The organism is Marinomonas posidonica (genome assembly GCF_043643765.1).
GTDB classification, from domain to species: domain Bacteria; phylum Pseudomonadota; class Gammaproteobacteria; order Pseudomonadales; family Marinomonadaceae; genus Marinomonas; species Marinomonas posidonica_A.
This window is the reverse complement of sequence record NZ_JBHZSP010000003.1, coordinates 156,086-178,287: the sequence shown is the minus strand read 5'-3', so window position 1 is coordinate 178,287 and position 22,202 is coordinate 156,086. Positions and strand designations below refer to the sequence as shown.

Genomic DNA, 22,202 nt, shown 5'->3' with positions numbered 1-22,202 from the left:
ATGAGTCATGACTTTAAAATAAACCCTACTACGATAGGTTTAACTTGGCAGACAGTATTTGAGCGAGTTCAGCTAGGGTATGAGCTTCAAGAGCTAAAAGAAGATGAATTAACAAAACAACAAATCGTAAAATTTAATGATGCAATAATAATTTCCCCTGATTATCAGAGAGAATATCGCTCAAGTGTTTCAGATGAAAGCTCACTGATAGAATCTGCGTTAATTGGAATTCCAATTCCACCAATATTCTTGGCAAGTTTTAAATACAAAGGTGTTCAGGTACTAAATGTTGTTGATGGCCAGCATAGGCTAAGAGCATTCCACCGTTTCTTTTCAAACTCATTTAAGCTTACAGACCTAAGCATTGAAAGTAATAAAAACAATATGTTTTTCGACGATCTTGATGTTGATGATATAAATACGCTTCAAAGTAGGGATATTTCAACAATTACCTTTAGAGACTTTCCCGGTAAAGATTTTGAACTGGAAATATTTAACAGATATAACAAGGGTACGAAACCTCTTACGCCTCAAGATATTAGACACGCTGTATACGATTCAAAAGTTAATGAGTTTGTTAATAAATTCTGTAAAGAGTTGATGGATCATCCAAAAGATCCACTTTCAAAAGCATACGCAATTTCCAAGGATAGGTATCAAAAGAAAACTTGTCAGGAGAATGTGTTTGTTATTCTAAGTATTATTGAAGATGGGGTCAGTCAAGAGGTCCTAGATAAAGATGGAAAACCTAAGAAAATCTATAAATCACCTCAATATGCTGAGTATTATATGGAGAAAAAGTCAAGGTTAGAAATGACGGAACATGATGATCTAGATGCTTTAACAAAAAAAACGTTTGATCAATTTTCTAAGTTTAATGATTTTATTAAGTCAATAGCTAGGCATACTGAGTTTCCTTTTTCAAAAGAAATATATGGAGTTTCAAAAAGGGGTAACAAGTTTCAAGTTTCAATTTCAATGATACTGGCAGGACTGTTTAGAAAACTAAATATAGAAGATGTTGATTTTTTATCGTTCTGTAGTGATGAAAACATAGGAAGATTTCTGGATTTACTTTCGGAAAAACTAAATGATTCTTATTTGGAAGACCCGGATTATAATGCTTCAACTACAAACCCAATTGAAGTTCAAAAATTTGTTGATGCTTTTGAATTTCAGGTATAACAAACCACTGCACACGGAAATGTCACTCGCTCCGCTCCCGATATTCCGGTGAGTGGGGCGTTAGGGTCAGAGTAAAATTAAATACTCCTTACTCTGACCCATCCCCCTCTACCCCGCCAACCCTTCTCTCACTTCCGCCATCAGAGTTAAGGACTTCAGCCTCGCATCAGCATCGTGAATCGGCATAGAGATAATGAGTTCGTCTATGCCTGTGGACTCAATGAAGCGCTCTAGCTGAAACGCTACTGAGGCTTTTGATCCCACTATGGCGTATTGCAGCATGTGCTCTACCATGTGTTTTTCAGGCGCGGACCAAATGCTTTCCATGGAATCCACTGGCCGCGAAACAATTAGAAACAATTAGGGTCAGAGTAAAATTAAATATAACTTACAATCCACTTCATCTTAATTCTATGCTATAAAATAATAAAAAGCTTATATTGGCTTGGCTATTTTAGTTGCAATCCTGACTTCAAAGTTAGCTGGGCACCCACTAGAAATAACAGCAGCTGTTATACTTTTCCCTTTCCCAAGCATACTACTGCCTACTCCCAGAAAAAGAATTTTATTTTGTCCGTTAATCACATCAGCACCATCAATATTAAAACCAACTTTCACTGTTTTTTGACAGTCATGCTTAATGCTTCCCCCACCAACTGTTACAACAAAATCCCGTGGCTTAGTAAACACAGCCACATTAGCATTTGGATACTTGGCGGGAAGGATAATAGTTTTGGTTGTAATCGAGTTTGATTGCACCGTATCAACTATAGACCATTTTCCCTCATGTATTTCCCCCGGAGAATCAATCACAATATCGATACTTTTCCCTTCAATAAATATCTCACTCCCTTCTCTGTAAGGGTGGATATACCTTTTTTTATCCACAATAAACTTAAAAGTGGCATCTAATACATCAAGAGACGTCGAACTTATTTTAAAAAGATAGGAAGTTTCAGGTTCGCTGATACGTGTTCTTGCTACAAGCGAAATGCGATCTTCTCCAGGAGCGATTGACCAATTTCCATTTTGTAATGTGTTATTTTCTTGAATATTTAATTCACTATCCAGATCAACTTGATTTTTTGCCATCGCTACCTTTACAAAGGCCTCATCAATCATTTTTTTATAAGGCTGGAAGGCTGGGTTGTTTTTATACATTGCGTAAGATCTAAAAAATTCGCATTGTTGTTCAAAATAATAGTCTGAAAGCTTTGCATTACTCGGCAATTGGGAAGGTCCAGGGATTCTATATAGCTCAGTTTGATCAACAGTAACCTGTTCTAACAACCCAAGCTTCCAATTATAGGGCTTGTTATCATGTTTTTTTGAGGTAAGTTTTTTGTGATATGAAACGACATGACAAACCTCATGAACAAAATCACCCCAATCAACAAAATCACCTGCTATTTTAAAATCTTTTAAATACTGACCATCGGGATAGTAAATGTCATCATTAATAACAAAAGGACGATCGATCAAAGATTTTTTTGTCAAAGAAGGATTGTTTAATTGAAGTGTTTGTAATTCTTTTTTGAAAACTTCGTTATTTTGAGCATTTTTGTTAAAAACTTTAATTTTCTTGTAATCAACTAAGTTAGCGAATTCTTCTTTGAGGCCTTGTGTTTCATTGGTGGTTAATAACCTGCTAGCACAGCCACCAATAGATAATACAAATAACATTATAACAAGCTTGGTTAGTACAGAACTTAGTTTCACCATTATTCTCCTCAATTCATCATAACATTAGATATTTATTTTATATGCAGTGTAAACACAACAGATATAGAGGTAATAATAAGCTCTTATAAAATGGATGCACTTTAGGTTTGGAAGGCATATGACAACAATTTAGTCTAAAGATAATAAAAATAAAAGGGTCAGAGTAAAATTAAAAAATTCACTCTGACCCTTTTATACACGCTTATTACCAAAAAGGCTTTTGGACACAGGGCTATTGAAATGAATGGCCTTTATTGTGTAGCCTCTCTAACGCCCTCTACCCCACCATCTCGTCTCTCACTTCCGCCATCAGAGTTAAGGACTTAAGTCTCGCGTCAGCATCGTGAATCGGCATGGAAATGATGAGTTCATCTATCCCTGTAGACTCAATAAAGCGCTCTAATTGAAAGGCCACGGAGGCTTTTGATCCCACCACAGCGTATTGCAGCATGTGCTCTACCATGTGTTTTTCAGACGCGGACCAAATGCCGTCCATGGAATCCACTGGCCGCGGGAACGGACGATTTCGATCACGGCGCAAGTTAACAAATTGCTGTTGCGCTGAGGTAAACAGGTATTGTGCTTCTTCGTCTGTGTCGGCCACCACCGCCATGACACCCGCCATAGCGTAAGGCTGATCGCCCTCTTCGGCGGCTTTAAAATGACGTCGATAAGTGGTCAAGGCTTGGTGTAGTTGGTCAGGCGCAAAGTGAGATGCAAAAGAATAAGGTAAACCAAATTGCGCGGCGACTTGAGCACTGTACAAGCTGGAGCCCAGCATCCAGATCGGCACTTGTGTACCAAAGCCTGGCACGGCACGAATGCTCTTCTCTTGGTTACTGAGATAACCTTGCAGCTCTTGAACATCGTCAGGGTAAGAATCCACGCCTGCATCCATGTTACGACGCAAAGCACGCGCCGTCATCATGTCGGTACCAGGTGCTCGCCCTAAGCCCAAATCGATACGCTGCGGATAAAGTTCCGCTAAGGTGCCGAACTGTTCCGCTATCACTAAGGGAGAGTGATTAGGCAGCATGACGCCACCAGATCCAAGGCGAATGTCTTTTGTGTGTGCGCCAAGGTGCGACAGCACCACGGAGGTGGCGGAACTGGCGACGCCAGCCATGCCGTGGTGTTCAGCGAGCCAAAAGCGCTTGTAGCCCAAAGCTTCCGCTGTTTGCGCCATTTTGACGCTCATTTTTAGTGAATCTGCGACCGAAAAGCCATCGGCAACGGGCGCAAGATCGAGAATGGAGAAAGGAATCATAAAACCTACTCAAAGAATGTAAACAATACCCTGATAGTTGGCCCTGAGCCGCTCAGTTACAAGTCATCAATCATGCAGCAAATACTGAAACCCATTTAATAAGCGCCTTGCTTAACGATTTTCCAAACGGTTGAAGTCCAGAATACCACTTTCTCTAGGTCGATCTTGTTTGTTTAAGCGTGCGATAGCGTCACTGACTGACCAGAAATTTGGATGGGTACGACGAATACCAAAACCGTTCAGTAATTCTAGGTAATCTTGTCGAGTTTGCATCGCGGTAATTTGCGCTGCCCAACTTTGTAATTCCGACGCTTCCACTTGCATCAGCACATTTGGGTAATCCCCCAATACGCCTTTCACTATGGTCACACCGTCTTCTTGCGGTAAACGGGTCGATTCTTCATCCAACAAACTGGAAATATTGGCGTGGGCTTTATTGTGAATCACACTCAGTACCTCAAGCGGTTCGCCTTGGCGCGTCACCAAGACGGTAACCACATTGGGCAAATACTGGATACCACCACCTTGCACTTGCTGTAATGACAATAATGCCGTTACATCGTCCGAAGCCAGCTGACTTTGCTGAAGATCATAACTCTGATCCAAAATGTCGCTCAATTTAGTGCGCAGCATCTCATAAAGTTCTGCTTGGCGATCCGAACTGCTGTATTTAACGCTAGACTGAATCCCAACCTTGATGTAATCACTGAAAATGTAGTCTTTGATAATCTGGTTGGCATCTCGATACCAGTATTGACGAATACGCTCTCGGTCTTCTTTTGGTAGCAACATAAGGAAGTTCATTTCCCCTTCCATGCGCAAGAAATCCATATACAAACGGGTGACCAATTGGTGACCCACATTGCCATACACATCAAACCCCGCCACCAGCAAATAGTGAATACGCTCTAACAAGGGATAATCTATGACCCAAGCCGTCTTAGGATGCTGCCCCACCATACCACGCACTACCGACGCGTTATCGAAGTGACGGAAAATGGTCAAAGCGGCATTTTGGTTGCTACCATCACCGTCCCAGATTAAATCCAAATCCAACGAGATACGATTATTGACTTCTTTTCGCATCAACTTGGCTTTGGCTGACAAATAGGATTTTTGCTGTTCGGAAAACATTACCCAAGAGCCAATGGATAAAGTATTACTGGATTCCACCGCAGGCATGTCTAAGTCTTCCACTTGGTTTTCTAAGAAGTCAGCTGAGCTTTTGTTGTAGGCGATTTCAGGGTCAAGGAAATACACCCAGAACTGTTCGTTGATGACATTTACCGCCACCTGACCACGACACACTGGCCCTTTGATAAAGGCCATGATGGTTTTCTGGGCATGATCCAGCAAGAAACGATAGCGAGCGTAAGGTGGAATGTCTCGAAACGCCTTAAAAGGGTTGGTGGCCACTTCGGGCTCATAGCTAGGTAAGGCGGTAACTTGATAATCCATACTATAGAAGAAGGATTGCCAACGGGCATAACGTGCTTCGTCTAAACGCATCGGGATGTGGTTTTTTTGCACCTTCACTTCTGGGTCTGACCAGAAACGATAGTAAACTCGTTTCACCCCCGGATCATCGTATGGACGACGGGTAGCAATGCGATCTATCGGCTCACCTGGCGGGGTACTAGAACGCACTAGACGAAAACGAAACGCCTCGCCATCGTCCAAATACATTGAGTAAAGGTACAAATGTTCATAAATATATCGCGCCACCAGCTGGTCTTTTAGGCTATCGCCATTTAGACGACCTTCCCAAAGATCAACCTGCTGCTGTAATGCTTGCGTAATCGGCGTGGGCGCTGGCATTTTGCCACCGCTTGCCAACCAACGACTTAGTACATCGTATTCCGCATCCGTTAATTGCGGTAAGCCATAAGGCATTCCCCACTTCGGGTAATCCTGCTCAAACTGGTCGTATTCCTCGATACTCACACATTGCTGATCACGTGCAAGACTAAAGTCATAATCCTCATCTAATACTGGCTGGGTAAAGTCGCCTTGCTGCTTACGCAAAGCAATGGCCCGATACAACAAACTGCCTTCTAAATTCGCCGCTGGCGATTGACCTCGTTCGTTGAGTACGGGGTGAAAGCCTTTCTGACGCCATTCATCTGTGGTTTTACCATCAATGAATAAGCGTGACGGCGTGGCGGCAAGTAAACGCGTACCATCATAGACCAAATCTTTTGATCCACCACGCTCAATACCTTCGGAGGCCGTTAACTTAAGTTGGCAAGGGGCATCATAACAAGCATGGCAGGAAACACAGCGTGAATCTAAAATGGGTTTCACTTGCTGCTGGTAAAATTCGGCTTCTTGACTGGAAACAGTTTGCGCTCGATTCTCTGGCGTGGCGGAACCAAACACGGAATCCAATTGTTGCGTTGCATACGCCGCACAGCCTGTCACAACAATTAAACTCAGCAACACCATCAGCCATCGAGACATAATCCTTAATTCCTTTCTTTACTTGGTCTTCTAAACAGAGTTTGAGGTTCTTAATAACACCTCATAAAAAAAACGCCATTTCTGGCGTTTTTTTATGGTCAATCTATTATTTATTGCTCATCTTCAGTTCGATTATCATCAGGGTAGTCATCTGATAATTCATAAGAATCTTCCCCCATGTCTTCGTTGGCCATGAGCAAAGCTTCTTCGTAAGCACCACCAAATTCAATACGAGTGATGTCATATAAATCGTATTCAAAGCTGTCATCAAACCAACGGGCATCGGAACCGATTTCTTCCAATTCATAAGTCACCGCATCGGCACGAATGACGCGGCCAATCTCACAACTGTCCGGTTCAACTTCTTCACGGTGTAAGGTAACCAGGCCATATTCTTCGCTGATGTCCATCAGCAATACCGCCAAGTCGTCTAAATCCACTTCAGGATCCACTACCTCTTCTTCACGAAGGGCTAAGACACGTTTTTGAAAATCGTTAAAAGGAGCCGGATGAGCGAAGTCACTTATGTCTTCTAAAAACAGAATTTGATAACCATTGAGACGCACACTGTCATCTACTAGCTGGAGCAAAACCATTTCTTCATTGGCATCCACGACAAAACCGTCTGACCAGCTGTCTGGGCCATCCAGTTCTTCACGAAAAATGCGCACTACATTTTTTCGAGTACGGGCTTTTTCCAACTCAATGAGCATATCGGCTCCCTAAAAATACGTAAAATTCAAACACCTATTAGTGTAAACCTAGCCAGCGCGTGGAACAACTATTGCAGCACGTCATGCCAGTTTTCTATCATTTCTACCAAGTCTTCCAAACCGCATTCGGCCTGAATACCATCGGTTGAGGTTTGATAGAAGCTGTCTTGCGAATCAAACATGGCTTTGATCTCTTCTTCCGCCGCGTTTAGATCCACCTGTCTGGCCACATTAACGCCTTCTTCACTGATCACAACACGAAACGGACCATGAGAAAATTCAGTGGTTTCCTTTTCTGTCTCGGCTAAGCGAGCCGCCATAAGCACACGCTGAATCATCTCCAGTTCACGCACATATTCGCTTACCCATTCACCGATCGCAGCGAATTCATAACCTGTAAAAATACGGTAATTGCTTTCTTCTTGATCAAAGGCTATTTCATAATCCATGGCCTTGAACCTCACTCTTTGTCTTCATGTTGTTGCTGCTGTCTTCTGTATTCTTGATTATTCGCTTGCTGACGCTGTGGCACAGCGGCCGCTAAACGCGCTAAACGCTCTGCTTCTTTTTTTGCTTTCGCTTCTTCCACTAAACGTTCTTCATGGGCGATCATTTCGGGGGTTTCCATTACGTATGGGCCGATTGCCCCAGTACGTACGTCGTTCAGAAACACTTCCGCGGCCTTATGCATGTCTACCTTGCCACCTGAACGCAAAGCCCCTCGCTTTGAACCAATCACTTTTAAGGTTTCATAGGCGTCGCTTGGGACGTCTTTAAGCTTGTAACGGGTTGTCAACGCATCCAGATAATCGGCAATAAAAAATTTCAACCCGGCCAAGGCCACATCTTCATAATCAATCGCTGTGTCTCGCACCGCGCCTGTGACCGCCAAACGATAGCTGGCATCTGGGTTTTCAATTTTAGGCCACAAGATGCCTGGGGTGTCTAACAGCTGAAAGCCTTCTGTTACTTTTAACTTTTGTTGGGCTTTCGTCACCGCAGGCTCATCACCCACTTTCGCTACACGACGCCCTAACAAAGCATTCATTAAACTGGATTTACCCACATTAGGAATACCGGCAATCATGGCTCGAATGGGCTTTTCCGCGGAACCTCGATGAGGCACCATTTGCTTAACCCATTGACTAATTTTAGCCACATCACTTTTGTCTAATGTGGAAAATGGGTGCGCTAAAATCGTTTCACTACCGCGCCAATGAGCCAGCCATAAATCTAAACGGGCTTTATCCGCTAAATCTTTTTTATTCAATAAACGCAGTACAGGCACATCGCCACGAAGGGTATTAAGCATAGGATTTTGACTGGAGTCTGGGATGCGCGCATCCAATACTTCGATCACTATGTCAACTTGCGTCATCACCTCTTCGATTTCTCGACGCGCCTTGTTCATGTGTCCTGGATACCACTGAACGCCCAACCTGATTCCCCTTTCTTTGTCTGTTTCTTGCTGGCTGCGGATTCTAGCACAAGTTCACACTAAGAATGACACATTCCTCAATAATCTGATTACCGCCTCAATGAGCAAGAGCCTGACCTAGGTCAACACCCTTAATCAACAATTACGCCTATACTGCAAACGTCATCTAAATGAGCGTTACGGCTTCTGCACCTGACGCATTGTATTTTGATGGCTGTTCTCTCGATCGAGCCATTTAAGGCTCATTCTGCCGAGGTTATGTGTGTGTAACCTCGGCTTTTTTCATTTGCTGGGCAACAAAATCCAGTAAATCCGGATACAACTCAAGAAACGGCTGTTCAGCCTGTTCAATCACTTGCGGTAACTCATCCACAAACCCTTGCAAGTGATGACCATGTCGCCAACGTCTCATGATGGAATGAATCGCCTTCTCAACCCCATCAAGCTGACCTAAATTCGCTAACCAATTATGTTGCTCCAGGGACTCAATCATGCGCGTTAAACGCTCTGGCGTTCTGGATTTATCTTCCACCAAGCCGTTAACCGCTCGCTGACAAAATGAGGGTAACGGCTCATCACTAAAGGTTGACCAGTACTGTATCAACCAATAATCCATTGCGATGTCTTGCACTATGCCTGCAAAACGTCGTCTGCCCAGCCGAGGCATGACTCGAAAGGCCAAACTAGCAGAATGCTCATCGACCATCACGTCCACCATTTGATGCAAACGCCAACCTCGATATAAGTCTTCATCTAGTTGAGAAGCAACCACAGGGAAATCCCCCAACAAATTGCCGGCCCATGACGTGTTCGTCAGACTGGCGATATGCAGGTGAGCAAAGTAATTCATATCACTTTTCTCCCAGTTGGCAGACAAGTAAACTTGTCTAAATGCGTCATAAGTCGATCTCGTCCTGTCTTTTTTTCGTCATTTTTGTCAGAATACTCTCTTGTCTATATGGTCAAATTCTAATAATTAAACGCCAACATTCAGACCAAACAGACACCTTCACGAGACAACATACGTCAATAGAAGGAGGAAGCATCGCTTTCAAAGGCATCACAAAAGAGACCATATAAGAATGAAACCAACGGTTATTATAGTTGCTTGCTTAAGCATTCTCTTCAGTAGTCACACCTTATCTGCCACTCTTAGAATGGCGTTTGACGCCGACCCTATTTCCCTCGACCCACATGAACAATTATCTGAAGGGACATTGCAGTTCTCCCATTTAGCATTTGACCCACTGTTAAGATGGCAACAAAACGGCACCTTTGAAGCAAGATTAGCAACGCATTGGCAGACCATGACGCCCTCAACGACGCGTTTTTTCTTACGCCAAGGGGTAAACTTCCATTCTGGCAACCCATTTACTTCGGCCGACGTGGTCTACACCATTAACCGACTAAAGCATTCGGCTGATTTTCGAGCCATGTTTGACACCATTCAATCCACCAAAATCATTGATGACTATACGTTTGATGTCACTAGCGCCAAACCCAATCCGCTCATACTCAACATCATGACCTACGTGTTTCCAATGGATAAAGCCTTTTATCAGGGCAAAGATGAAATTGTAAAGTACGGCGAAACCTTTGCTTCACGTCATGTATCGGGTACTGGTCCCTTCATTTTAAAAAAGCGTGAGTTAGGGTCGCGAATGGAATTTACGCGCAACCCACATTATTGGGACACAGCATCACCTGGTAATGTCGACACATTGATTTCCACGCCCATTCATACCGATGCAACGCGCTTGGCAGCCTTATTGTCTGGCGATGTGGATTTCATCTTCCCCATCTCCCCCATCGACATCCAGCGTACCCAACAGACAACGGGCATTCAACTGGTCACCATGCCCAGCACTCGCATCTTGCTGTTGCATATGAATCAGACAAGGCGCAAAGAATTTAGGGATGTGCGAGTGCGTAAAGCCATTAACCTTGCGATTAATCAATCATTAATCGTCGATAAGATTTTACGCGGTTATGCCACCCCAGCAGGCCAGCTCAGTCCTAACCGCTTTCTTGGCCATGTCGCAGACCTACAGCCAGAATACGATCTTCAAAAAGCACGCCAGCTAATGAAAGAGGCCGGTTACGAACAAGGCTTTCGAATCAGTATGATGGCACCGAACAACCGCTATACTAATGATGAAAAAGTCGCTCAAGCCGTCACCGCCATGCTGGCTAAAATCAACATCAAAGCCGATTTAAAAACCCTTCCAAAAGCCCAGTATTTTAAAGAGTTCGATGACCGAAGTGCCGACATGATGATGCTGGGTTGGCAGTCTGACACCATGGACTCCAACAATTTATTTGAGTTTATTATTGCATGTACGGATGCCAAAACAGGCCTTGGCGCTTATAATGCCAGTGCGTATTGCAACCCAAGTATCACAGACGATATTCGCCAAGCCAATCAAGAGCTCAATCCCGAAAGACGTTTACGCTTATTACAGGGCATTGAAAAAACACTTTATCAAGAGGCCGCCGTCGTCCCTCTTTATTGGCAATTTTTAACGTGGGCAGCAAAAGATAAGGTCAAAATACTCGATGTCATTAATGACCGAAACTACCCTTATATTGGAGACCTGATCATTGAAGAATAATATGTTCTCATACTGCATGCGCTATTTCGTCTTGCGCTATTTCGTCTTGCACTATTTTGTATTGCCCAACGGCACAGTCATCTGCGGAGAATTCATCTAATCCATGTTAGCGTTTTTACTACGCCGTTTAATACAAGCCTGTTTTGTCTTGATTGTCATTAGCTTGATTAGCTTTGCCATCCAAGACAAATTAGGCGATCCGGTTAGACAAATGGTCGGTATGACAACGACCACTGAGGTACGTGAGCAACTAAGAGACGAGTTGGGGCTCAATGACGGCTTTATTACCCAGTACACCCGGTTTGCTAAAAATGCATTAACTGGGGATTTCGGTACTTCCTACTACTATAAAGAACCTACTATTGATGTCATTCTGAATAAATTACCTGCCACATTCGAGCTGGCTTTTTGTGCTATTTTACTGGTGATATGCATCGCAACGCCCTTTGGTATCATCACCGCAATCCATCCTAAACACCTTGTTTCGCGTTTGATTATGTTGGTCAGTTCAATTGGTCTGTCCATCCCAATTTTTATCATTGCCATCTTTATGGTGTATGTCTTTTCCATTCAGTGGAATCTTGCTCCAAGCTTTGGCCGCGGAGAAACGACCCTCTTATTTGGGGTTTGGAAAAGTGGCTTATTTACTAAGGATGGTCTCAGTCATTTACTGTTACCCAGTCTGTCTTTAGCGATTGCCTTGATTCCGATTTTTGTCCGGTTGATTCGCTCTGAAATGAGCGAAGTACTGCAATCCGAGTACATTCGCTTTGCTTGGTCGAAAGGCCTATCGGCACCGCGCATTTATTTTTTTCATGCCCTGAAAAACACCATGCTGCCGATTATTACCATTGGCGGTATTCAAGCAGGTACTTTAGTGGCTTACACCATTCTGACCGAAACCATCTTCCAATGGCCCGGCATGGGGTTTCTGTTTATGGATGCCGTAAGCCGAGTCGACACCCCCTTAATTTCAGCCTACTTGATGGTGGTCGGCGGTATGTTTGTGGTCATGAATACCTTCGTAGATCTGATCTATGGTTTGGTTAACCCAACGGTTCGCTTAGCGAGTCATGGCTTATGAAACACATTAAAGCCGATTTAACGCCCCCCATTCCTGGCAGTCGCTGGCGTCATATGCTCAGTGGTTTTGCTGGCGATAAGCTGGCCATGCTGGCCTTATTTATCTTTTTATTTTACTGTCTAGTGGCTTTATTGGCCCCTTTGGTTGCACCGTTTGATGTTGATGATCCTGCTTTTATGGATCTATTGAATGCTGAAATTGCGCCAAGCTGGACCACTCACGACTATCGCTTTTTACTGGGTACAGATGGCCAAGGTCGAGACCTCTTATCGATCATCTTATATGGCACCAGACTGTCACTTACCATTGGTATTTGCGCGGTTATTTTGCAAGCCGGTATCGGCATATGCATTGGTTTGATGGCAGGCTATTTAGGGGGACGAGTCGATAACTTCTTGATGCGCTGTGCCGACATCCAGCTGTCTTTCTCCAATATGATGGTGGCCATTGTTTTCTTAGCGGTTTTTCAGTCCATTTTCGGCGTCGCCATGTATCAACAACTGGCCATGCTGGTGCTAATTTTGGTCATAGGTCTCACCGAATGGCCATTGTTTGCCCGAACCATTCGTGCCTCAGTACTGGCTGAAAAACAAAAAGAATATGTGGATGCCGCGCGAGTGATGGGTATCAGTCAGAAGCGCATCATGTTTCGTCATATTTTGCCTAATACTCTGTCTCCTGTCTTGGCCATTTTTACTGTTCAAATTGCCAATGCCATTGTGGCCGAAGCCGCTTTGTCTTTCTTAGGGTTGGGCATGCCTTCAACCGAACCCTCTTTAGGCTCTCTTATTTCAGAAGGCGTCTCTTACATGTTTGCGGGCTCTTGGTGGATCTGTGTGATTCCGAGTATCACCCTGATCATTTTAATACTGGCTATGAACTTACTGGGTGATTGGTTACATGACCACCTCAACCCAAGGGCTTACAAAGACTGATTATGAATTTGTTAAGTGTCGAACATTTGAACATCAATTTTCATTTTAAGAAGCGGGAACTCTCTGCGCTGATTGATGTTAGCTTTAATTTAAAACGGGGCGAACGTATTGCCATTGTCGGCGAATCTGGGGCGGGGAAATCCATTTTAGGCTTCTCCATCGTTAATTTGATTGGTAAGCCAGGTTACATTCACTCGGGCGCCATTAAGTTGGAAAATAAAGACATCACCAAGATGAACTTGCGCCAGCTACAAGAGATTCGAGGCAAACGCATTGCGATGATTTTCCAAGACCCAATGATGACGTTAAACCCCGTCATTACAATTGGTGATCAATTAGTCGAAACCATTCGCAGTCATACTAAAATCAATTATAAAGATGCAAAAAACATTGCCATTGAAAAGCTGAGAAATGTTCAAATTGCCTCGCCTGAAAGGCGCTTTGATCAGTACCCGCATGAGTTATCCGGCGGTATGCGCCAACGTGTTATCATTGCGTCTGTGTTACTGCTAAACCCAGACATTATCATTGCCGACGAACCCACTACCGCTTTGGACGTCACCATTCAAGCGGAAATACTGCAATTACTGCTGGCCATCTGCCGAGACAACGGCGTGGCCTTGATTTTGATTAGCCACGATCTCGGCGTGGTATCAAAAGTCGCAGAGCGCACCTTGGTGATGTACGCAGGTCAAATTGTTGAAGAAGGGCCCACCTTAGAGATTATCAATGATCCACAACACCCTTACACCCAAGGCTTATTAAATGCACTTCCGCAAATGGCCTTACCTGGACAAAGATTAAACCAGATCAAAGGCAGTATGCCTTCTTTGGCAGAACGCCCAAGTGGTTGTGCTTTTCATCCACGTTGCCCGTACGCCACCGATAAATGTCATACTCAACAGCCTGAATTCATATACAGCGGTGTCTCCCGTGTTGCCTGTTTCATGGTAGAAGATATGCTCAATGAATTTAGCCAAGAGGATGAGAGATCACTATGACGCATCCACTCATTCAAATCAGCGGCCTAGAAAAAACCTTCTCATCGGACACTGGCTGGTTCGGAAAATGGCGACTGCCTGGCCGTAAAGGTCGCGGTAAAACTGATCAAATCTTCGCACTGAATGGCGTTAACCTCACCATTTATCAGGGCGAAACCCTTTGTGTGGTTGGCGAAACTGGTTGCGGGAAATCCACTTTAGCTCGGTCTATCATGGGGTTAGATGAGCCAAGCGCTGGCGAAATACATTACTTAGATCAGCGCATTGACCACCTTAACAATCGTCAAAGAATGCTGTTCCGTCGGCGCATGCAAATGGTGTTTCAAAACCCCTATGCATCGCTAAACCCACGTATGACGGTGTATCAAACATTGAGTGAGCCCATTGCCTTTCATAATCCACAGCTGTCTCGTCTGGACGTTGACGAACAGGTGGAAACCTTGCTTGAGTCTGTTGGCATCAGCGCCAATAGTTCCGACCGTTACCCTCATGAGTTCTCTGGGGGGCAGCGTCAGCGAATCAGTTTGGCGCGTGCCTTGTCAGTTGAGCCAGAATTTATCGTCGCGGACGAACCTCTCTCGGCATTAGACGTTTCAGTTCAGGCTCAAGTGCTGAACCTAATGATGGACAAGCAGGAAGAATACAACCTAAGCTACCTTTTTATTACTCATGACCTAGCGGTAGTAGAACACTTTGCCAACCGAGTCGCTGTAATGTACCTTGGCCGCATCTGTGAGTTAGCCAATACCAGCACTTTATTTAGCGCCCCCAAACACCCTTACACCCAAGCCTTGTTATCGGCTATTCCACGATTAGACAGTACGGCCGCCGATCCTATTCGCTTGATTGGTGAGGTGCCAACGCCAACCGAAAAAACCATCGGCTGTGTTTTCCAAGCCCGCTGCCCCTACGCCAATCCGCGTTGTTACAGTGAGTCACCAGAGATGACATTACAAAGTGACGGCAGCAGCGTCGCTTGCCATGCTATTGAGGAAGGTCGTTTATGATGTCGCCTCGCCTCGCAGCCAATCGGAGAGTCATGTTATGGAAATAAGATGGCTTGAAGACTTTATTGCACTGGCCAAAACGCGTCATTTTTCTCGGGCAGCGGACGAACAAAATGTGACGCAACCGACCTTTAGTCGTCGCATCAAACTGCTAGAAGAAGAAATGCGCGTTACACTCATTGATCGCAACACCTTACCCTTGTCTCTTACCCCAGCAGGCGAAGTATTCTTACAGACGGCAGAATTAATCACGCGTCAAATACGAGACACCAAAGAGCGCTGCCAAGAAATCCGCAAACAAGAGGAATCACAGGTTCGATTTGTGACCACTCAGACCCTATTCTTAAGCTTCTATAAAGAAGTCATTGAGCCATTTTGTCAGAACATCGACTTAGATTTAGACATTAATATGAAATCCAGTTCTTGGCTGGGCAACGACTTTGTCAATTCTTTGGTAAACCAACAATCTGACATCATGATGTGCTATTGGCACCCCGCCATCAACTTCATTCGCACCCTTGATGACGAACAATACGAACACCTCGTCATTGCCAAAGAAACGCTGATTCCTTGCAGCGCAACGGAACCAACAGGTGAACCCAAATTCACCTTACCAGGCGCGAAAAGAAAGCCTTTGCCTTATATTGGCTATTATGAAAATTCATTCTTACAGCCGGTGATACACCATCACCTACAGCGTCAGCGAGACATACCCCAGCTGCAAACTCTGTCCGAGAATTATCACTCAGTGAGTATCAAAGCCATGGTAAAAGAAGGCTATGGTATTGGTTGGATTCCACGCCGATTGATGATGGATACATTGAATTATGGCAAGGTCGCACTGGCTGGAGAAGAACATTGGCACATACCATTAGAGATACGTTTGTATCGCTCTAAGTTCAATCAAAACCCGAATTTAACCCAGTTCTGGGAAGCATTGAAACAACGCATTGCACGTGATGGCTTATTAGATTAAGCATCGTTGGATTCGTTTAATGCCAGAATCATCGGGTCACTGCCCATGGAACTGGCGCCGAACGCCTTACTGAATAAGTAACCTTGACCAACATCGCAGCCAAACTGACACAATAAGTTAAGTTGATCTTCATTGGTAATCCCTTCTGCAATTACCTTTAACCCTAACTTATGACTCAGACTGATAATGGCATTCGTCAACGCCGCATGACTTTGGTCTTCAATAATATCGCGAATAAAGACCTGATCTATTTTAATCGAATGAAAAGGCAAATCTTTCAAATAACTGAGACTTGAGTACCCCGTACCAAAGTCATCAATGGCTAGGCTAAAACCAAGCTGGCTCATTTTTCGTAACAACTCAGCACAGCCGACGGCATCCTCTATTAGAATCGACTCTGTCACTTCAATTTCAAGGGATTTCGGATTGACCTGATAACGCTCTAATAAGGTCAGCAAATTAGGCAGGAAATCGGCTCGTTTTAGTTGAGCGGCCGAACAATTTACGGCAATAGGAGGAACTTTCAAGCCCTGCTTTTGCCATTCAAGAATATGACGAAAGGTTTGTTCAAACACCCATTCCCCCAAGGGTAAAATAATACCTGATTGCTCTGCGATGGGGACAAACTCCGCTGGCGATACGCTGCCTAACTCCTCGTCACTCCAACGCAGTAGCGCTTCCAAGCCAACACATTGTTGTGTCACGAGGTCCACTTTAGGTTGAAAATGCATCTCTAACTGTTCATTTTCAATGGCACGACGCAAACGGGTTTCAATACGCACGTTACGCGCAAAACGACGCCCCATCTCACCATCGTAGAAATAATATGTGCCGCGGCCAGAACGCTTAGCCTCATAGACGGCCAAATCAGCATTTTTAATCAAGGTCATGGCATCTGTGCCAAAATCTGGGTACCAGGCCACACCGATTGAACAACCAATGTTTAACGTCAGGCCGTCAATAAAATACGTCTGACTGACCTGTTGAATGACGTCTTTTGAAAGCGACTCTAAATGAGAAATTGGCTGATCCCGCTGGGCTTCCAACGCCACTAGAAAAGCATCGCCGCCAAAATAGCCAAGTACAGCCTGATCAGGAAACACAGACGTAAGACGCTGACCGACTTTGGCTAATAACTTGTCACCCACTTCATGACCAAACGCTTCATTGATGGTTTTAAAATGATCCAGATCCAATACAAAGGTCGCCAGCCATTTTGATTCTTGCTGACACACCACAAGTCGCTCAGTTAATAACTGCTGCACCTTATAACGACTTAATAAACCTGTCATTGGGTCAATTTCAAAGTCTTTATTAGCAAGAGCCAATGCCTGTCGATGATTTCGATTTAAGCGATGAGCAAAGATACCAAGAAGGATGCCCAACAAGGTAAAGATCAAACTGGGAGCGATGACAAACAACCAATTTACGCCTGCTAATTGATTTTCTAGGGGCAATGCATGAGCCGTTGTCGTTAAGACATAATTAAGCAGCTCGATATGACGAGTTTCCGCAAAATAAATGATCAGGCTCGTCAGTAAACCAAAGAAACACACTAACCCAAACATAAAAAATGGAGACTTGTTACTCACAACCTTATTCATTCCACCGCCGTTATGTATGCCATTCTTAATACTTTCCCTTAAATTCCATTAACTCTACCTAAAAACCCTAACCCGAACACGGAATATCTCATTGAAAAGGGTATTTATACTATTTTTCTGCTATTCTCTGGCAAAATTTTATTCGATTAGACAGGCCTTTTGTGACCCAATTCCAAGATACTCTTAAGCAACAATTACCCACTAAACTAACCAGTCTGCTTTCAGACATGGGGTTTACCCGATTCACGCCAATTCAAGAGCAAAGTTTGCCCCCAATTATGGATGGCAAAGACATTCTGGCTCAGGCTCAAACAGGCAGTGGTAAAACACTTGCTTTCGCTATCGGTGTGTTGCTTAAAATCAATCCACGTTTTTTTGGCGTTCAAGCTTTGGTCATGTGCCCAACTCGCGAACTGGCCGATCAAGTATCAAAAGAAATCCGCAAAGTGGCCCGTTTTCAAGAAAACATCAAGGTATTAAGTCTGTGTGGCGGCATGCCATTCGGCCCGCAAATTAACTCGTTAGAGCATGGCGCTCACATTGTCGTCGGCACGCCCGGCCGTTTAATGGAGCATTTGCGTAAAGGCACATTGCGTTTAAACGCATTAAACACCTTAGTATTAGACGAAGCGGATCGCATGTTAGACATGGGCTTTGTTGACAGCATTCGTGAAGTCGTCGAGCTCACCCCAAAAGAAAAGCAAACCCTACTCTTCTCTGCCACCTATGGTGACAACATTGAAGCACTCAGTGCTGAATTTCAACGCCAGCCAATCAATATCAAGGTCGAAGTACAGGAAGACTTAAAACCCAACATAGAACAATTCTTCGTACGCAGCGAAAACGCGAACAAGACCACTACCCTATTAAGTTGTTTGCAACATTTTGCCCCGCGACAAGCCATTGTGTTTTGTAATACCAAAGCCGAATCACAAGTCGTGGCGGACTGGTTAGATGATCACAAAGTCGCTGCACAAGCCATTCACGGTGATTTGGAGCAAAAGCAGCGAGACCAAGTGTTAGTGCGCTTCAGTAACCAAAGCAGCTGTATTTTAGTGGCAACCGATGTAGCAGCCCGTGGCATCGATGTGAAAGAGATTGATCTGGTCGTTAACTATGACACCACCCGAGACACTGACGTTCATACTCACCGTATTGGGCGAACTGGCCGTGCGGGTGCCGCAGGTATTGCGGTCAATTTGATTACCTCAAAAGACGACTATAAAGTGCGTGACATTGAGAGTCGTTTTGACACTAAAGCCAACTTTATTGAATTAGAGGAAGCGGATCCGACGTATCGTTTAGTACCGGAAAAAACCACCATCGCCTTTGATGCTGGACGCAAAAATAAACTTCGTCCAGGTGATATTCTAGGGGCGTTAACCGCAGGTTTGGGGTTAGACAAACAGCAAGTGGGCAAAATCGATATTTTTGATTTCCATGCTTACGTGGCCGTTGATAACCAAGTGGCGAAAAAAGTCGTGAAGGCACTAGAAAACAAAAAGATTAAAGGCCGTAATATTCGTGCGCGTATTTTAAGGTAATCACTATGACAAGGATGTACGCTATTATTCAAGCCCCTTGGTTGCAACTCGTTGGCTTTTTGGTCGGTTTTATTGTCATCAGTCTTGCCACCTTAACACCAATGGAACAATTGCCTGCCGTCCCAGGCTCAGACAAGTTGCATCATGTCATTGGTTTTGGGGGCTGGGCCTTGATGTGTGCATTTGGTCCTTTTAAACGTTTTTTCTACCTGTCTGTGTTCATTATTCTATGGGGCGGGGCCATTGAATTGATTCAACCCAGTGTCAATCGATACGGCGAATGGTTAGATTTCTATGCCGATGCTCTGGGAGTGTGTCTGACTGTCATCTTCCGAGCCACCCTATTCTATCGCGCCAAAATCCGCCAACTTAGTGAAAGCCAAGACAAGAACTGATAAAGTATAACCGTTCGGTCAAATATTTTAGAGAGAGATAAGATGACGCAATTAAAAGCTTGGCGCGCGGCCATAGTCCACTGTATTGCAGACCCAAAAGACGTGGTTACAGAAGCGGCTTACGAGTATTTTGAAGATGGCATATTGGTGGTCGATGGCGATAAGATTCATGCTTTGGGTGATGCCAGTACTTTATTGTCTACGTTACCAGACTCTCTCGATATTGAGCATCATCCGAACGCCATCATAACACCAGGGTTTATTGACACTCATATTCACTATCCGCAAACCGATATGATTGGCTCTTATGGCGAACAATTGCTGACTTGGCTCAATACCTATACCTTCCCAGAAGAATCCAAATTCAGTGATAAAGATCATGCTCGTGATGTCGCAGACCGCTTTTTAGCTGAGTTATTACGTAATGGCACCACCACGGCTTTAGTCTTTGGGACCGTTCACAAGGTGTCTGTGGATGCTTTTTTTGAAGCCAGCCAAGTACATAACTTGCGTATGATTTGTGGCAAGGTCATGATGGATCGTAACGCCCCTGATTACCTGACCGATACACCTGAAACGAGTTATCAAGAAAGCAAACAACTGATTGAAAAATGGCATAATAACGGCCGCTTACACTATGCCATCACGCCTAGGTTTGCGCCAACCAGCTCAGATCAGCAGCTGGCATTAGCTGGCAAACTACTCAGCGAATACGATGATGTTTACCTGCATACGCACTTATCTGAGAACAAAGACGAGTGTGCTTGGGTACAAGAACTCTTTCCAAACAGTCAGCACTATCTTGATGTCTACGATCAAAATCAACTGCTCAGTGAACGCTCCGTGTTTGCTCATGGTATTCATTTGTGTGATCACGAATACCAACGATTGAACGAAACCGGCTCGGCCATCGCCTTCTGCCCAACCTCCAATTTGTTTATTGGCAGTGGTTTATTCAAACTCAGCAAAGCCGAGCAGCATAACGTCAATGTGGGCTTAGGAACGGACGTGGGCGGTGGCACCAGCTTCTCAATGCTGCAAACGATGAACGAAGCCTACAAAGTCATTCAATTGCAGAATGAAAACTTAAACCCGATCAAATCATTGTACTTATCCACTTTAGGTGGCGCTAAAGCACTGAGGTTGGAAGATAAAATTGGTAACCTTGCAGTGGGAAGTGAAGCGGACTTTATCCTATTAGACAAACAAGCTACGCCTTTGCTTCATTCACGCTTGGCCTTGTCAAAGAACATAGAAGAAAGTTTGTTTGTCTTCATGACCATAGGGGATGATAGAGCCATTCAAGCCACCTTCTCAGCTGGCCAATGCGTTCACCGTCGAACTTAACAGCATGCCACAGACGTCATGAATAGGATGAAACAAAAGGTGTTATTCATGACGACTTTTTCTCTCAATATAATGAAGGAGACAAGCTAGTATGCACTCTCAAGCTGTCATTGCCCTGGGCGCTTTTGCCATTTTTTTTGTTGGCATTGCGTTAACCATTTGCTTGGTGATAGTGAAAAAAATGCGCCAGCAAAATATCAACAAAAAGACACCAACAGCAGCAAGTTCAGATAATCAGAAAAATCATTAGGTCATAAAGAAACGCAGATGACCTTGTCATTAAGGATACAGCCGCACAATACCTGTTTTGCCTTCGAAGTCCCCCAATATCCAAACTTTTTCAAACACATGAGGTTCTGGAATACAGATCAAATGCTCTACCGCTTTAATGTCTTCCTGCCGCCAAGCCGGGTGCGCATTACGTATGACCAACCACACTCGATCAGTCCGATAACGTTTGCCTGCTTTATTTTCTAAAATCTTATTCAGGGCTTTCAATAACCGCTCTTCCACTGGTTCTTGCTTTAATTGCGCGAGTACCTGATGAGTCTGAGGTGTCAAATGCCGTCCAAGAATTTCCATCGCCTCTTCTTCGGAACCATATAAATGCGCAATTTCTAAATCAAGCCGCTCCCCTTCAAATACACACGACACATCTGGGCGCATGGGGTCATTGTGCCATATGTGACGAATCGGCTTGCCGGTGTTTTTTTCATAACAACGCATAAAGAGTTTGGCGGCTTGATGCTCTAGCTCGATTTTCTCTCTCTCACTGTCTTGCATTGACGCCTCCTAAATACGACATGAAGCGATTGCACACTTCCTTATTTTGTACACATAAACGCAAACGGAACTTCATAAATCCTAAGTATAATATTAAATTATTTGAACTCATTTCCAGTGAGTTCACCA

The 22,202-nt window shown here is 44.2% G+C and carries 21 protein-coding genes; 11 read left to right on the top strand and 10 right to left on the bottom strand.

Features of this window, described 5'->3' with window-relative positions:
• Complete coding sequence (locus ACHUFM_RS04750; protein WP_394180075.1) at nucleotides 1-1,185, top strand: DUF262 domain-containing protein; 1,185 nt, start codon at nucleotides 1-3, stop codon at nucleotides 1,183-1,185.
• Between the two features lie 108 nt (nucleotides 1,186-1,293).
• Here ACHUFM_RS04750 and ACHUFM_RS04745 read toward each other — a convergent pair whose 3' ends face one another.
• The 8 genes from ACHUFM_RS04745 to ACHUFM_RS04710 form a co-directional block, all read right to left on the bottom strand.
• Nucleotides 1,294-1,512: an LLM class oxidoreductase gene (locus tag ACHUFM_RS04745; protein ID WP_394180073.1), complete on the bottom strand. Its 219-nt coding sequence runs from the start codon at nucleotides 1,510-1,512 to the stop codon at nucleotides 1,294-1,296.
• 108 nt (nucleotides 1,513-1,620) lie between these two features.
• Nucleotides 1,621-2,907: a hypothetical protein gene (locus ACHUFM_RS04740; RefSeq protein ID WP_394180071.1), complete on the bottom strand. Its 1,287-nt coding sequence runs from the start codon at nucleotides 2,905-2,907 to the stop codon at nucleotides 1,621-1,623.
• A gap of 277 nt (nucleotides 2,908-3,184) precedes the next feature.
• The gene (locus ACHUFM_RS04735) at nucleotides 3,185-4,174 is read right to left on the bottom strand and encodes an LLM class flavin-dependent oxidoreductase (RefSeq protein WP_394180069.1); all 990 of its coding nucleotides are present in this window, start codon (nucleotides 4,172-4,174) and stop codon (nucleotides 3,185-3,187) included.
• Nucleotides 4,175-4,285: 111 nt separating this feature from the next.
• Nucleotides 4,286-6,634, bottom strand: a complete 2,349-nt coding sequence (locus ACHUFM_RS04730; protein ID WP_394180067.1) for a fatty acid cis/trans isomerase — start codon at nucleotides 6,632-6,634, stop codon at nucleotides 4,286-4,288.
• 110 nt (nucleotides 6,635-6,744) lie between these two features.
• Nucleotides 6,745-7,347 carry a hypothetical protein gene (locus ACHUFM_RS04725; protein WP_394180065.1) on the bottom strand — a complete coding sequence of 201 codons (603 nt, stop codon included), beginning with the start codon at nucleotides 7,345-7,347 and terminating at the stop codon, nucleotides 6,745-6,747.
• A gap of 68 nt (nucleotides 7,348-7,415) precedes the next feature.
• Complete coding sequence (locus tag ACHUFM_RS04720) at nucleotides 7,416-7,796, bottom strand: YacL family protein (RefSeq protein WP_394180063.1); 381 nt, start codon at nucleotides 7,794-7,796, stop codon at nucleotides 7,416-7,418.
• A gap of 11 nt (nucleotides 7,797-7,807) precedes the next feature.
• Nucleotides 7,808-8,785 carry a ribosome biogenesis GTPase YlqF gene (gene ylqF / locus ACHUFM_RS04715; protein WP_394180061.1) on the bottom strand — a complete coding sequence of 326 codons (978 nt, stop codon included), beginning with the start codon at nucleotides 8,783-8,785 and terminating at the stop codon, nucleotides 7,808-7,810.
• Nucleotides 8,786-9,041: 256 nt separating this feature from the next.
• On the bottom strand, nucleotides 9,042-9,635 hold the full coding sequence (locus ACHUFM_RS04710) for an acyl carrier protein phosphodiesterase (protein ID WP_394180059.1): 594 nt from the start codon (nucleotides 9,633-9,635) through the stop codon (nucleotides 9,042-9,044).
• A gap of 232 nt (nucleotides 9,636-9,867) precedes the next feature.
• On the opposite strand from ACHUFM_RS04710, the gene ACHUFM_RS04705 reads away from it, so the two are divergent.
• The 6 genes from ACHUFM_RS04705 (at nucleotide 9,868) to ACHUFM_RS04680 (ending at nucleotide 16,400) form a co-directional block, all read left to right on the top strand.
• Nucleotides 9,868-11,397 (top strand): ABC transporter substrate-binding protein, encoded by a 1,530-nt coding sequence (locus ACHUFM_RS04705; RefSeq protein ID WP_394180057.1) that lies wholly within the window; start codon nucleotides 9,868-9,870, stop codon nucleotides 11,395-11,397.
• Between the two features lie 103 nt (nucleotides 11,398-11,500).
• On the top strand, nucleotides 11,501-12,481 hold the full coding sequence (locus ACHUFM_RS04700; RefSeq protein ID WP_394180055.1) for an ABC transporter permease: 981 nt from the start codon (nucleotides 11,501-11,503) through the stop codon (nucleotides 12,479-12,481).
• Complete coding sequence (locus ACHUFM_RS04695) at nucleotides 12,478-13,416, top strand: ABC transporter permease (protein WP_394180053.1); 939 nt, start codon at nucleotides 12,478-12,480, stop codon at nucleotides 13,414-13,416. The genes ACHUFM_RS04700 and ACHUFM_RS04695 overlap by 4 nt, the downstream gene beginning before the upstream one ends.
• Nucleotides 13,417-13,418: 2 nt before the next feature.
• Nucleotides 13,419-14,417 carry an ABC transporter ATP-binding protein gene (locus tag ACHUFM_RS04690; RefSeq protein ID WP_394180051.1) on the top strand — a complete coding sequence of 333 codons (999 nt, stop codon included), beginning with the start codon at nucleotides 13,419-13,421 and terminating at the stop codon, nucleotides 14,415-14,417.
• Nucleotides 14,414-15,424: an ABC transporter ATP-binding protein gene (locus ACHUFM_RS04685; RefSeq protein WP_394180049.1), complete on the top strand. Its 1,011-nt coding sequence runs from the start codon at nucleotides 14,414-14,416 to the stop codon at nucleotides 15,422-15,424. Before ACHUFM_RS04690 ends, ACHUFM_RS04685 begins: the two co-directional genes overlap by 4 nt.
• A gap of 37 nt (nucleotides 15,425-15,461) precedes the next feature.
• On the top strand, nucleotides 15,462-16,400 hold the full coding sequence (locus ACHUFM_RS04680; RefSeq protein ID WP_113873828.1) for a LysR family transcriptional regulator: 939 nt from the start codon (nucleotides 15,462-15,464) through the stop codon (nucleotides 16,398-16,400).
• Here the strand turns inward: ACHUFM_RS04680 and ACHUFM_RS04675 are convergent.
• Nucleotides 16,397-17,992 carry a putative bifunctional diguanylate cyclase/phosphodiesterase gene (locus ACHUFM_RS04675; RefSeq protein ID WP_394180047.1) on the bottom strand — a complete coding sequence of 532 codons (1,596 nt, stop codon included), beginning with the start codon at nucleotides 17,990-17,992 and terminating at the stop codon, nucleotides 16,397-16,399. The genes ACHUFM_RS04680 and ACHUFM_RS04675 overlap by 4 nt on opposite strands.
• Before the next feature lie 173 nt (nucleotides 17,993-18,165).
• Between ACHUFM_RS04675 and dbpA the strand changes: the two genes are divergently transcribed.
• The 4 genes from dbpA to ACHUFM_RS04655 all read left to right on the top strand — a co-directional run bounded on the left by dbpA (nucleotide 18,166) and on the right by ACHUFM_RS04655 (nucleotide 21,540).
• Complete coding sequence (gene dbpA / locus ACHUFM_RS04670; RefSeq protein WP_394180045.1) at nucleotides 18,166-19,548, top strand: ATP-dependent RNA helicase DbpA; 1,383 nt, start codon at nucleotides 18,166-18,168, stop codon at nucleotides 19,546-19,548.
• A 5-nt stretch (nucleotides 19,549-19,553) separates the two neighbouring features.
• A complete protein-coding gene (locus ACHUFM_RS04665; protein WP_394180043.1) occupies nucleotides 19,554-19,943 on the top strand; it encodes a VanZ family protein in 390 nt (129 codons plus the stop codon).
• Between the two features lie 42 nt (nucleotides 19,944-19,985).
• Nucleotides 19,986-21,290 (top strand): guanine deaminase, encoded by a 1,305-nt coding sequence (gene guaD / locus ACHUFM_RS04660; protein WP_394180041.1) that lies wholly within the window; start codon nucleotides 19,986-19,988, stop codon nucleotides 21,288-21,290.
• A 91-nt stretch (nucleotides 21,291-21,381) separates the two neighbouring features.
• On the top strand, nucleotides 21,382-21,540 hold the full coding sequence (locus tag ACHUFM_RS04655) for a hypothetical protein (RefSeq protein WP_394180039.1): 159 nt from the start codon (nucleotides 21,382-21,384) through the stop codon (nucleotides 21,538-21,540).
• A gap of 29 nt (nucleotides 21,541-21,569) precedes the next feature.
• Here ACHUFM_RS04655 and ACHUFM_RS04650 read toward each other — a convergent pair whose 3' ends face one another.
• On the bottom strand, nucleotides 21,570-22,073 hold the full coding sequence (locus ACHUFM_RS04650) for a hypothetical protein (RefSeq protein WP_394180037.1): 504 nt from the start codon (nucleotides 22,071-22,073) through the stop codon (nucleotides 21,570-21,572).
• Nucleotides 22,074-22,202 lie beyond the last annotated feature (129 nt).

Coding starts and splice junctions, on each gene's coding strand:
- ACHUFM_RS04750 (WP_394180075.1), top strand. CDS start 1: ATGAGTCATGACTTTAAAATAAACCCTACTACGATAGGTTTAACTTGG.
- ACHUFM_RS04745 (WP_394180073.1), bottom strand. CDS start 1,512: ATGGAAAGCATTTGGTCCGCGCCTGAAAAACACATGGTAGAGCACATG.
- ACHUFM_RS04740 (WP_394180071.1), bottom strand. CDS start 2,907: ATGGTGAAACTAAGTTCTGTACTAACCAAGCTTGTTATAATGTTATTT.
- ACHUFM_RS04735 (WP_394180069.1), bottom strand. CDS start 4,174: ATGATTCCTTTCTCCATTCTCGATCTTGCGCCCGTTGCCGATGGCTTT.
- ACHUFM_RS04730 (WP_394180067.1), bottom strand. CDS start 6,634: ATGTCTCGATGGCTGATGGTGTTGCTGAGTTTAATTGTTGTGACAGGC.
- ACHUFM_RS04725 (WP_394180065.1), bottom strand. CDS start 7,347: ATGCTCATTGAGTTGGAAAAAGCCCGTACTCGAAAAAATGTAGTGCGC.
- ACHUFM_RS04720 (WP_394180063.1), bottom strand. CDS start 7,796: ATGGATTATGAAATAGCCTTTGATCAAGAAGAAAGCAATTACCGTATT.
- ACHUFM_RS04710 (WP_394180059.1), bottom strand. CDS start 9,635: ATGAATTACTTTGCTCACCTGCATATCGCCAGTCTGACGAACACGTCA.
- ACHUFM_RS04705 (WP_394180057.1), top strand. CDS start 9,868: ATGAAACCAACGGTTATTATAGTTGCTTGCTTAAGCATTCTCTTCAGT.
- ACHUFM_RS04700 (WP_394180055.1), top strand. CDS start 11,501: ATGTTAGCGTTTTTACTACGCCGTTTAATACAAGCCTGTTTTGTCTTG.
- ACHUFM_RS04695 (WP_394180053.1), top strand. CDS start 12,478: ATGAAACACATTAAAGCCGATTTAACGCCCCCCATTCCTGGCAGTCGC.
- ACHUFM_RS04690 (WP_394180051.1), top strand. CDS start 13,419: ATGAATTTGTTAAGTGTCGAACATTTGAACATCAATTTTCATTTTAAG.
- ACHUFM_RS04685 (WP_394180049.1), top strand. CDS start 14,414: ATGACGCATCCACTCATTCAAATCAGCGGCCTAGAAAAAACCTTCTCA.
- ACHUFM_RS04680 (WP_113873828.1), top strand. CDS start 15,462: ATGGAAATAAGATGGCTTGAAGACTTTATTGCACTGGCCAAAACGCGT.
- ACHUFM_RS04665 (WP_394180043.1), top strand. CDS start 19,554: ATGACAAGGATGTACGCTATTATTCAAGCCCCTTGGTTGCAACTCGTT.
- guaD (WP_394180041.1), top strand. CDS start 19,986: ATGACGCAATTAAAAGCTTGGCGCGCGGCCATAGTCCACTGTATTGCA.
- ACHUFM_RS04655 (WP_394180039.1), top strand. CDS start 21,382: ATGCACTCTCAAGCTGTCATTGCCCTGGGCGCTTTTGCCATTTTTTTT.
- ACHUFM_RS04650 (WP_394180037.1), bottom strand. CDS start 22,073: ATGCAAGACAGTGAGAGAGAGAAAATCGAGCTAGAGCATCAAGCCGCC.